Annotated in this window: 13 protein-coding genes; 6 read left to right on the top strand and 7 right to left on the bottom strand. The window is 35.1% G+C overall.

Translation table 11 applies throughout. The annotated features are described in order from the left end of the window. The first annotated feature begins 9 nt into the window (after positions 1-9). From OZD62_RS00625 to OZD62_RS00610, 4 genes are read left to right on the top strand one after another with little or no spacing between them, the layout of a single operon-like run. Positions 10-993, top strand: a complete 984-nt coding sequence (locus OZD62_RS00625; RefSeq protein ID WP_010962796.1) for an NAD(P)H-dependent glycerol-3-phosphate dehydrogenase — start codon at positions 10-12, stop codon at positions 991-993. A 19-nt stretch (positions 994-1012) separates the two neighbouring features. Then, positions 1013-1495 carry a phosphatidylglycerophosphatase A family protein gene (locus tag OZD62_RS00620; protein WP_006279290.1) on the top strand — a complete coding sequence of 161 codons (483 nt, stop codon included), beginning with the start codon at positions 1013-1015 and terminating at the stop codon, positions 1493-1495. Further along, the gene (locus OZD62_RS00615; protein WP_275019211.1) at positions 1485-2264 is read left to right on the top strand and encodes a GNAT family N-acetyltransferase; all 780 of its coding nucleotides are present in this window, start codon (positions 1485-1487) and stop codon (positions 2262-2264) included. The genes OZD62_RS00620 and OZD62_RS00615 overlap by 11 nt, the downstream gene beginning before the upstream one ends. Positions 2265-2306: 42 nt before the next feature. Next, positions 2307-3443, top strand: coding sequence for a hypothetical protein (locus OZD62_RS00610; protein ID WP_275019210.1), 1137 nt, complete (start codon positions 2307-2309; stop codon positions 3441-3443). A 3-nt stretch (positions 3444-3446) separates the two neighbouring features. Here OZD62_RS00610 and OZD62_RS00605 read toward each other — a convergent pair whose 3' ends face one another. From OZD62_RS00605 to OZD62_RS00575, 7 genes are all read right to left on the bottom strand, one after another. After that, positions 3447-4235 carry a succinate dehydrogenase iron-sulfur subunit gene (locus OZD62_RS00605; RefSeq protein ID WP_010082472.1) on the bottom strand — a complete coding sequence of 263 codons (789 nt, stop codon included), beginning with the start codon at positions 4233-4235 and terminating at the stop codon, positions 3447-3449. Between the two features lie 86 nt (positions 4236-4321). Continuing rightward, a complete protein-coding gene (gene ybeY, locus OZD62_RS00600) occupies positions 4322-4774 on the bottom strand; it encodes an rRNA maturation RNase YbeY (protein ID WP_275019209.1) in 453 nt (150 codons plus the stop codon). Continuing rightward, positions 4768-5103: a WPE palindromic element domain-containing protein gene (locus OZD62_RS00595; RefSeq protein WP_173862870.1), complete on the bottom strand. Its 336-nt coding sequence runs from the start codon at positions 5101-5103 to the stop codon at positions 4768-4770. The genes ybeY and OZD62_RS00595 overlap by 7 nt, the downstream gene beginning before the upstream one ends. Positions 5104-5158: 55 nt before the next feature. Then, positions 5159-5557 carry an EVE domain-containing protein gene (locus OZD62_RS00590; RefSeq protein ID WP_007549395.1) on the bottom strand — a complete coding sequence of 133 codons (399 nt, stop codon included), beginning with the start codon at positions 5555-5557 and terminating at the stop codon, positions 5159-5161. Further along, positions 5557-6753 carry a cell division protein FtsZ gene (gene ftsZ, locus OZD62_RS00585; RefSeq protein WP_010962790.1) on the bottom strand — a complete coding sequence of 399 codons (1197 nt, stop codon included), beginning with the start codon at positions 6751-6753 and terminating at the stop codon, positions 5557-5559. The genes OZD62_RS00590 and ftsZ overlap by 1 nt, the downstream gene beginning before the upstream one ends. Positions 6754-6998: 245 nt before the next feature. After that, positions 6999-7457, bottom strand: coding sequence for a hypothetical protein (locus OZD62_RS00580; RefSeq protein WP_275019208.1), 459 nt, complete (start codon positions 7455-7457; stop codon positions 6999-7001). 83 nt (positions 7458-7540) lie between these two features. Next, the gene (locus tag OZD62_RS00575; RefSeq protein ID WP_095742738.1) at positions 7541-9049 is read right to left on the bottom strand and encodes a YifB family Mg chelatase-like AAA ATPase; all 1509 of its coding nucleotides are present in this window, start codon (positions 9047-9049) and stop codon (positions 7541-7543) included. Between the two features lie 122 nt (positions 9050-9171). On the opposite strand from OZD62_RS00575, the gene OZD62_RS00570 reads away from it, so the two are divergent. Further along, a complete protein-coding gene (locus OZD62_RS00570) occupies positions 9172-9957 on the top strand; it encodes a polysaccharide deacetylase family protein (protein WP_275019207.1) in 786 nt (261 codons plus the stop codon). A gap of 9 nt (positions 9958-9966) precedes the next feature. Then, complete coding sequence (locus OZD62_RS00565) at positions 9967-11541, top strand: penicillin-binding transpeptidase domain-containing protein (protein WP_006280388.1); 1575 nt, start codon at positions 9967-9969, stop codon at positions 11539-11541. Positions 11542-11638 lie beyond the last annotated feature (97 nt).

Genomic DNA, 11638 nt, shown 5'->3' with positions numbered 1-11638 from the left:
GAATATTGTGTGGCAATATCAATTTTAGGTGCTGGTGCATGGGGTACAGCAATCGCAATTTCATTAGGTAGTAAGAAAGATGTGATTTTGTGGACTCACAATGAAACTACATTTGAATCAATCAACGGGAAAAGAGAAAGTGACAAGCTACCCGGTTGTCGAATTTCTGATAATGTGTCAGTAAAATTGGCTATTGAAGACATAATTAATGCTTCAGTAACAATCCTCGCTGTTCCCACTCAGTCTCTGAGGAAGGTATGTCAGCAATTGCATAATTGTAATCTGAAAAAAGATGTAGCAATAATTTTAGCTTGTAAGGGAATAGAAAAGTCTACATTAAAATTACCTAGTGAAATAGTAAATGAAATTTTACCTAACAATCCTATTGCTATTTTTTCCGGTCCTAGCTTTGCTGTAGAAGTTGCAAGAAAATTACCCTATTCAATGGTTCTTGCATGCCAAAATAACACATTAGGTTCAAAGCTAGTATCAGAGCTGCAACAAGAAAATGTTAAATTGGAGTTTAGTAACGACATTATAGGAGTACAGATTTGTGCAGCGTTAAAGAACGTTTTTGCTATAGCGTGTGGGATTGTTCTAGGTAGTAAACTTGGGTTTAATGCTCATGCAGCATTGATTACGAAAAGTATGAGCGAAATTAAGGCTTTATACTCAGCAAAAATTGGTGACGGTAGTGTGGATATAAATACACTACTTGGGCCAGCATGTCTGGGTGACCTAATTATGACATGCACATCCTTGAATTCAAGAAACTTATCTTTTGGGTTTAAAATAGGTAATAGTGACAATGGCTTTAATGTTCAGCAGATTTTGTCAGAAGGCAAGTCAGTGATTGAAGGTTTTAGCACTGCTGAGTCCATATTTAATTTAGCAGGAAAGCTAAAGATAAAAATGCCTATATGTGAAGCGGTCTATAGATTATTGTATGAAAGCGCCTCTATAGAGGATACTCTTTCTGTTCTTATAAGTTAATTTTGTATTTGGATATATTGTGAAATTTTTATATAAATTAATATCAACGTGGTGGCTGTCTGGAACAGTAAAAAAAATGCCAGGTACTGTGGGTAGTTTGGCTTCTTTTCCGCTTGTTCCTGTAATCCTGAGCAACAAAATTTTAGGTGCAGCAATTATTTCTTTTTTATTCTTAATTGGATTATGGTCTACAGGTAATTATATAAAACATTACAAGACTTCATGTGATCCAAAAGAGGTAGTAATTGACGAAGTGGTTGGTCAATTGCTGACGATACTTTTAGTTTCGATATTGTTAAGCCAAGAGATGAATTGTTCTTCATTGTTGTTGTGCTTTTTTTCTTTTAGGTTTTTTGATATAATAAAAACGTGGCCTATAAATTTAATCGATAAAAATACCAAAGGTCCTTTAGGTATTATGCTAGATGACGTTATAGCTGCAATTTTAGCCTGTGTTCTTATAGGAGCCTTTTATTGTTTATTGTTGGTGTATGCAGGATAAAAAAATTTATTATTCAAGCTTAATTGTTCAAAATCTAAAGGATTATATACTGTACACAGCGAATTTATCTGAGTGGGAAGTGCACGATGAATTTGATAACATCATATTTACAATAAATGGTACCAGGGAGTCATTATTTAATTTTGTGTTCTGTGGAGATCAATGTACCGAGCTTTCTATACAAAAAACTCTAGATTATCTCAGAACAAGAGATATAGAAGCAACATGGGTAATAAATTCACATATGAAAATAAGAGATATTTTAGAAAAGTGTGAAATAAAACACGTTAGCACACCAAAAAAAGCTTTCCTTAATATGAAAAATTACTTTTTACCTGCTGATGTTATTCCAAACTTGAGGTTAAATGCTGTGAATGGTAGCAACCTCTTAGAACAGTTAGATCTACACACTTCTAAAATTTTTTATCATGGCGTTGGAATTGTCAGCACATTTTTTCGCGGATTATCAAATTATGATGATAAGAACTCAAGATTAAGATTTTTTCTTGTAACACTAAATAATGAAATTATTGGGACATGCGGTCTTTATGTTCAAGATAGCGTAGCTGGTTTTTATAGTGATGGAGTTTTACCAATTTACAGGAATCGTGGAATAGGTACCCAAATGGTTTTAGAAAGAATAAAGATAGCTAAACAGCTTGAATGCAAATATATAGTAGCACATTGTATGAAATCTTCTGTGAACCTTTATAAGAGATTGGGCTTTCAAATGTTAGGCAATCTTTACTTATATACCTCTTCAGCATAATTCTGAGCGGTTACAAATTTTTACATTTGTTTTAAAAGTGCTATGTTTTTTTTGTATGAAGTGGTTTTAATATTGATTCTAATATTATTCCTTCTCTCTTATTCTAAATTAAAAATTAGTAATAAGATTAAGAACTTACAGCATCAAAATGTTATCATAAATAATTTAATTGATACTGTGAATGATGGGTTTTATATTTGGGATGCAAAAAAACGTATAGAAAAGTTCTCTCCCAATTTACTAATTTTGCTTAATACTGTTTTTTACTCATTTAATGAGTTTGTGAATTTTTTTGAGCAATCAGAAAGCTTAATCAAAAATTTTGTTGAGGCAAAGGAAATAAATAAATCTTTTACTCTAGATTTAAAGTCAAAAGACAGTGAGGTTTATTGCATATGTTACGGTAGAAGCATAATAGATGATTCTAACAATGTGATAGGTGTGCTGTTATGGATAAGGAATGTCTCAGACTGTAAGATAAAGGCTAACGGACTTGAGTTAGAAAATAGTAAGCTTACACAGGAAGTGGAGAGCTATAAAAACGTTTTCAACTCTTTACCATTTCCAATACTAAGATATAACAAGAGTAGAAAGGTGGAATTTTATAACTTGTTTTATGATAAATATGTAGATGGTTCTAAGAAATTTGCTATTACCGGTAGCGCTCATAGCACAAAACCAGGAAGACATGTCATAACTTATAAGAACGAACCTAAGGTTTTCGATTTTGTTAAAATTCCAATACAAGGTTCTGGTAGCATAGTAATGTATGGGAAAGATGTTAGTGATGCAGAGAAATTATATACTGAATTAAACAGTTATTTAGCTACACAGAAAAATTTGCTTGAGAGGTTACCGGTTGCTATAGTAATATATAGTAAGAATCAAAAGCTAAAATTTTATAATAATGCTTTTATAAAAACCTTTCAATTTGACCCAAAATTTTTGGCATCTTACCCAACTTATCACGAAGTTATGCTTTACCTCTTCGAATCTAAAAAGCTTTTAGAAAAAGAGGATTTTCAAACTATGAGTAACCAAAGACATGAGTTGTTCAAAAAATTATTTGAATCGTACGATGATACGATGCACTTCACAAACGGAAAAGCGTTCAGGGTATTAACAATACCCTACGCTTCGGAAGGTTTGCTGTTCTCTTACGAAGAATGCAAAAGATAATACTTAAACTCCTTCTCTCTCTACCATGAGCTGTTTTACTTTCGCTATTGCTCTTGCTGGATTAAGTCCTTTAGGACAAGTTTTTGTGCAATTCATTATTGTATGACAACGATACAACTTGAATGGGTCGTTTAAAACATCAAGTCTTTCACCTGTCTTATTATCACGGCTGTCAGCAATCCATCTGTAAGCTTGTAATAGTATTGCTGGTCCTAAAAATTTATCACTATTCCACCAGTAGCTTGGGCAACCAGTCGAACAGCAAGCACATAATATACAGTCGGACAAGCCATCTAATTTTTTTCTATCTTCAGAAGATTGAGAGTATTCTTTATTTGGTAGGGCAGGCTTATCTGCTTGTAACCAAGGTTTAATTGATTTGTATTGCTCATAAAATTGGCTCAAATCCGAGACTAGGTCCTTTATTACATACATGTGAGGTAATGGATATATTTTTACGTCACCTTTTATATCATGTATAGATCTAGTACATGCAAGAGTATTGGTTCCGTCAATATTCATGGCACAAGATCCACATATGCCTTCTCTACAAGAACGTCTGAAAGTTAAAGTCGAATCTATTTCATCCTTTATTTTTATTAATGCATCAAGTACCATAGGGCCACAACTATCCATATCAATAAAAAATGTGTCTATTCTAGGGTTTTTCTCGTCATCAGCAGACCAACGGTAAATTTGAAATCTTCTGATGTTTTTTGCTCTAGCAGGAATAGGATAAATTTTGCCCTTTTGATTAATTTTAGAATTCTTTGGCAAAGAAAACTGAACCATATCACTTACCTTTTATTGTTTATAGCTAAAACCCTTTGTAGATAACATATTTTATTATCATCTACTATATTTTTATTAAATTCCTTTTAAATCGCACACATATTGTAGCCAAGCGAAGCTAAAATCTCTCTTTCTAGATTTTTCATTATAATTTCTTCATCTTTTTTTTGGTGATCATAACCAAGTAAATGCAGTAATCCATGCACTAACATGTGTGCAATGTGAGCAAGAATGGGTATATAATACTCATGCGATTCTCTTTTTATTGTGTCTATTGAAATTGCTATGTCTCCTAAATCGCACTCATTAGACAATTGTTCATACGGAAATGATAGTACGTTAGTTGGCTTATCCATTTCTCTAAATTTTAAATTAAGTTGATGTAGCAAGTCATCATCAGCCAGAGCTATTGATATATTTGGTTTATAGTGGTCTATTTTTAATGCTTTTAGAGAAGCATTGATGACACCTAATACAAAATTTTTAGGATTTTCTATAATGCTGCACCATTTCTTGTCAAGAATATTTACTTCTAACATGAGTGACACATCAGTAAGGGTGTCATGCAAATAGCTGACACTGGAATCCAAAAAAGAAGAGTTATAGACCCTTGTGTCATGTACACAACTGTACGAATATTGTACACTAGAAGGATGTCATCCCAGTGTCTAGGCACTGGGATCCAGGAATTTTGATTAGACATCAAGTTAGTGAATATAAAAGTAGCTAATCTTATATTAAAACACAACGGCTTTAATGTGGTTGCATTAAGGCTGGATTCCAGTGTCAAGCACTGGAATGACACCTTTGTGTTTGATGCAAAATCGGCTATAACGTTTAATGCACTGCCTTCGAGACAAATATTCATACAGCTGTGCGTTGTGTGCTGAGATGACATCATTTAGGAACTGAAATGACAGGTATTACACATCACTCATCCTTATTATTTCATTCCATTCAATTTCCGAAACTGGGGCAATTGATAAACGTGGTTGTTTTAATATAGTCATATTTTTCAAAAGTGGGTTTTGTTTTATATTATTTAACGTTACTTGGTTATTTAAAGGTTTCAAAAACTTTACATTCACTAATCCGAACTTGGGATCATTAACATGATAATACTCTTTAAATACTTCAACGATTCCAAGTATTGCTTTCTCTTTACCTGTATGATAAAAAAACGCAAGATCGCTTGCTTTCATAATTTTCATGTAATTTTGAGCTTGATAATTGCGCACACCATCCCACTCAACTACCTGCTCCTTTTCCATTTTTTGCCATGAGTATTCACTTGGCTCTGACTTAAGTAGCCAAAATTGCATTATTTTTTTCTTCTTAAGTAAGCTGGTATATCATAGATATTGCTGCCCCACTTAGCTCCTTCGCTTACCTGTTCAGCTGGTTTTGTTTCCAGTGTTTTGTCTTGTGTACTTTCACTTTGACTATATGGCCACTTAAATTTCTCTTTCTCTGAGTCTTCGCTCTGACTTATAGGTGAAGTTTCTGATTTATTATTGCGACCATCAATGCCAGTTGCAAGAACAGAAACTCTAACTCTTCCCTCCATCGCTTGATCAAAAGTAGCACCAAATATTATATTTGCATTTTCATCTACTTCTTCACGCACTCTATTGGCTGCAGCATCAACTTCAAACAGAGTCATATCTCCGCCACCAGTAATGTTAATTAATATTCCTTGCGCACCTTTCATTGATACATTATCAAGCAATGGATTAGATATTGCAGCCTCTGCAGCACTAATTGCTCTATCTTCTCCTTCTGCCTCTCCGGTGCCGATCATCGCTTTGCCCATCTCGCTCATTACTGTTTCTATATCAGCGAAGTCAAGATTGATAAGCCCTGGCATGACCATCAAGTCAGTTACTCCTCTGATGCCAATGTGCAGAACATTATCAGCAAGTTTAAATGCATCAGAAAATGTAGTTTTTTCATTTGCAATTCTAAATAAATTCTGATTTGGAATGACAATAAGTGTATCCACGTATTTTTGCAGTTCTTCAAGTCCAAGCTCTGCAATGCGCATACGGCGCACACCTTCAAAACCGAACGGTTTAGTTACAACTCCAACAGTCAATATCTTTTTTTCTTTTGGCGCTCTATCCTTAACTGCGGCTCTTGCTTCTCTGGCTGCTTTTGCAATTACCGGTGCTGCACCGGTTCCAGTACCACCGCCCATTCCTGCTGTGATGAAAAGCATATGACTATCTTTTATATGCTCCATAATCTCATCAATTGACTCTTCTGCTGCACCTTTGCCAACATCAGGCAAAGCACCAGCACCAAGCCCCTTAGTTAAATTAATGCCAAGCTGAATTTTTTTATCACATAACGACTTTTCTAGTGCTTGAGCATCGGTATTTGCGACAACAAAATTCACTCCTTGCAAATTAGATTGGATCATGTTATTCACAGCATTTCCACCAGCACCACCCACTCCCACAACGGTAATCCTTGGGTGTAATATAGGCAACTCCGGCAGACTAAGATCAATAGACATTTAAATTACTCAAATTTAGCGAATTCACTTGATAATAAGTTACCGCTTTTTTAATAATATGCAAATACTTTTCACTTCTATAGGCGTAAATAGTAAACGGGATTTACTTGTTCTTAACATTTATACTAATAAGTGCCGTTAATTATAATAACTAGATTCTTAGATGACATCACTTAACCGATGCAAAAAATAGAAAACGTTTATAAAAAGGGACAGAAACCTATCCCTTTTTATTTTGTTGAAGATTATGATATTGTCTGACCTTTCCCTTTCCCTTTCAATGCTTCAACTGCAACATCTTTTAATTTTGAGGCAACTTGATATGTTCCATAAACAGCAGCAACTGCAGCAATTGCCATTATGGCACCCGCAACTATCTGACCAGCAACACCTGTTCCGATAAATCCAGGTAATGAAGCAGCTATTGCTTGATTTGTTCCAACAAAGTAACTGGCAGTCTTAGCAAGAAACCCAGAAGCTTCTGCTGCACTAACAAAGCCTGCTTTCATATGCATTGCTGTAAAGACAACACTTGCAACTGCAAGCGAAAATAATGCCGTTCTCCCTTTATTATGCATAGCGTACTGACCGGCTCCACTAGCAGCAGCAGGAATTCCCCAGTATTTTTTAGCTTGCATATATCCTACTGAAATAGCATGAAAAACGCTACCCCCTTCTCCATACTTACAATTTGTTAATGCCATAACTCTACTCCTTAAATAGAATGTTAAAATTTCGTTAAGGAAGCATATAGTAAAAAAAATTGCCTGTCAAGTAAACTAATTTTTTAATATACCTTTATTCTGTAATTGAGCGCTTCAGCAATGTGTGCTCTTTTTACTTCTTCACTTTTTGCAAGATCTGCAATAGTTCTTGCAACTTTTAATACGCGTGTGTAGCCTCGATTGGAAATGTAATTTTCTTTCAGTACGTATTTTAGCAATTCTAACCCTGCCTGATCTGGTTCAGTAAATTTATTAAATGCTTCACCGCTTACTTCTGAATTGCAACGAATATTTAATTCACTATAGCGCTCAGTTTGAACTTTTCTTGCTGCTATCACTCTTTCTCTTATAATTTTAGTACTTTCTCCCTCCACAGAGATTTCAGGAGAGAGTATGCTAACGTTTGGCATTTCAATGCATATGTCTATTCTATCAAGCAATGGGCCTGATATTTTGTTTTTGTAATCTGTGCCACACTTTGGAGCTTTGTTGCACGATCTGCTTGCATCACCTAAATAACCGCACCTGCAAGGGTTCATTGCAGCTATCAGTTGAAAATTGGCAGGGTAGGTTATGTGAGCATTTGCCCTTGCAACGGTAACTTTTCTATCTTCAAGTGGTTGGCGCAGAGAATCAAGCACGAGTCTTGGAAATTCAGGTAGCTCATCAAGAAATAACACGCCATTGTGAGCCATGGTAATTTCTCCGGGTTTTGCATTCTTTCCTCCTCCTATCATTGCTGGCATGGAACATGAGTGATGAGGTTCACGAAAGGGGCGAGTTACTTTGAATATTTCATTACCAGTTTTTGTTATGCTGGAAATAATATTAACATCAATCATCTCCTGTTCGGTTAAATCAGGCAGCAATCCTATAAAGCGCTTAGCAAGCATTGATTTTCCAGTACCAGGAGGGCCAACAAGAAGCATATTATGCCCACCTGCTGCTGCAATTTCAGCTGCTCTTTTTGCAACAACTTGGCCTTTAATATCCTTCATATCGGGAACCAATCTTTTTTCTTTGGGTGCATCACTATATTTAAAAATTACTGGCTGAATTAATTGCTCACCCTTAAAGTGTCTGATAATATCAGTTAATTTCTCTATAGCTAGAATTGAAACATTCTTTACCCATGAAGCCTCTACTCCATTTCCCCTTGGGCAAATTACTCCTTTATTTGCCTGTTTTGCATTGATCGCTGTTGGCAGCACTCCTGAAACTGGAATAACTCTGCCATCAAGGGCAAGCTCACCCATAATGATATAAGACTGAACTTTTTCAACTGGTATCACATTCATTACAACAAGTAGTCCAATAGCAATAGCCAAGTCATAATGACTACCTTCTTTCAGTAAATCCGCAGGGGAGAGATTAACTGTAATTCTTTTTGGAGGTAGTAGTAGATTGATTGAATTTAACGCTGCTCTGATGCGTTCTTTGGATTCCGCAACAGTTTTATCTGGCAATCCAACAATATTAAAAGCTGGAATACCATTTGCCATATGAATTTGTGCATTGACATTTACTGTGCTAATTCCCTGAAGCGCAACGGTATTTATATTTGCAATCATAATATATTATATAAAATTGTTAATACAATATATTAAAGAAGCGATGAAGTAAAGGCTACAGCAATTAAAGATGGCTTAACTTAGCAAAAAAGTGTAGTATTCTATCACTTTGCTGATTACAAATGTTTATAAGGATAATCACTTTTTTCTTACTATATTCAAGTACGGCTTTTTGTAGTGATTGTAATTTTAATTTACCATACTGTGGGCTCAGTTGTAATCTAGATCTATCATATAGAAATTTAAGTAATATAAAAAAATTATTGAATAACGACGATAAGTTTGTTGCGCTTACGTTTGATGATGGACCGTCTAACAATAGAGTAAACGATATTATTAATGTTCTGGAAAGCTATGAAGCAAAAGCAACATTTTTTGTGCTTGGTGAACGTATAAATGAAAAAACGTCTGAAATAGTAAAGAAAATTCATGAATCAGGTCATGAGTTAGGCAATCACTCTTGGTCGCATAGGAAGTTGACATCACTTTCAAGTGAGGAACAATTGCAAGAATTGGAAAAGACAAATACAGCAATTAAAAATGCAATAAAACAAGATGTAAAATGGTTTCGTCCGCCATATGGATGTTATGACGATAATCTGATTGAAAATACTGATCAATTAAATATGTATTCAATATTATGGACAGTTGATTCGCTAGATTGGCAAGGTGATAAGCCAGAAACTTTAGTTGAAAGAGTTTTAAGTAATGTACATAATGGAGCAGTTATACTGTTTCATGATCACAATAACAGGTCAAACACAATTGAAGCTTTACCTCATATTATTAAAATACTAAAAAAATCAGGTTATAAGTTTGTGACCTTAAGTGAGTGGGAAAAAAGGGTTTGTAATACGGTAAAAGCCAGAAGTGTAACAATAAAAGAGGGGAAAAAAAGTGTGTTTTGAAGGAATGTTATGTGGACAAAAAACAAAGTCTTTAACCGCAGAGCATTCATATTAGGTGGTATTCAGCTTACCATTTCTGCGGTTTTTAGTTGCAGGTTATATAATTTACAAATACGAAACAGACAAAAGTACGAAGCACTATCTAATAGTAATAGAATAAGAGTTGCTACTATTATGCCTAAGCGGGGCAAAATTTTAGATAGGAATAGCATTGAACTTGCGGTAAACAAAATTTCGTATGTTGTTTTGTTTGATGGTTCTGGTAAGGAAGTTGATTTGCAGACATTATCAGAAGTCGAGTCTAAAATAGCAAAATCGTCAGAAAAAATAACTGCTCTTTATAAACGTTATTACCCGTTTGGTTCAATGTGTTCTCATGTAATCGGATATACAAAAAGACAGCAAGGCATAAGCGAAGTAGGAATCAGCGGTATTGAATATACATATGATCATATATTGAAAGGCAAGTCAGGAAAATCTGAGCAGGAAATAAATTCTAAAAAACGCGTCATAAAAGAATTATCAAGCATACCACAACAAGACGGACAAGATGTACAACTGACAATTGATATTAATCTGCAAGAGAAAACCGCAGAGGTATTTAAAGATCACCAAGGCTCCGCAGTGGTAATTGATGTAAATAATGGAGAAATTTTAGCATTATATAATTCACCTTCTTACGATAATAATCTTTTTGCTAGCAGGCTATCAAATGAGACTTGGGAGAGCTTGAATGCTCCTTCATTGCCGCTCGTGAATCGTGCGTTATCATATCAAATTCCACCTGGTTCAATATTTAAAGTAATAGTTGCGCTTGCGGGTTTAAAAGACGGGATAATAACACCAGAAGAGAAATTCTCGTGCAAGGGCTATATGAAAATAGGTGAGCGGAAATTTCGTTGTCTGAAAAGCAAAGTCCATGGGTATGTATCTTTAAATGAGGCAATGGCATTATCATGCAACACTTACTTTTATAATATAGGGAAAAAAATAAGTGTAGACTCTCTAGTAGAAATGGCCAGAAAATTTGGTATTGGAAGTGGGCCACTGATTGGAACGTTTAAAGAAGAAGCTCCAGGGTTGTTGCCAGATAGAGATTGGCGTACACGAAAGCTATATTCGCAGTGGTATTTAGGTGACACTATCAACTTAGTTATAGGACAAGGGTATATGCTTACAACACCACTACAGCTTGCAGTTCTTGCAGCGAGGATTGCAACAGGAAAAGAGGTAATTCCCCGCATTAAGATGAATGAAACGATACAAGATTTTCCCGATATTGATGTGGATTGTGAGCATCTTAGCATAGTTCGAAAAGCTATGTTTGACGTGGTGAATTCTAAAACTGGAACCTATAAGAAAGGGCTAAGCGGTATACAAATTGCTGGCAAAACCGGTACACCAGAAATAAACTCTAAGGGCGAAAGTCATAAGTTATTTATCGCCTATGGCCCTTACCATAACCCGCGCTATGCAATCTCTGTGTTTATAGAACACGGCAAAGCCCCACGCCAAGATGTTGCTATAGCTAATGAAATATTTCAGTATATGCTTGAAACTATGAGTATTAAACTTCTTGCATAACCATATAACAAACTTTTATTGGGAATAGAAACGAAAAAACTTACTTGACACCCTTCGCCAGCGCCCTTATCATGATAGTGAAGCTATTGTATTTGCT

It is taken from the genome of Wolbachia endosymbiont of Drosophila seguyi (assembly GCF_028981765.1).
Lineage (GTDB): Bacteria > Pseudomonadota > Alphaproteobacteria > Rickettsiales > Anaplasmataceae > Wolbachia > Wolbachia pipientis.
The sequence above is the reverse complement of the archived record's forward strand: the minus strand, read 5'-3'. Positions and strand labels throughout refer to the sequence as shown.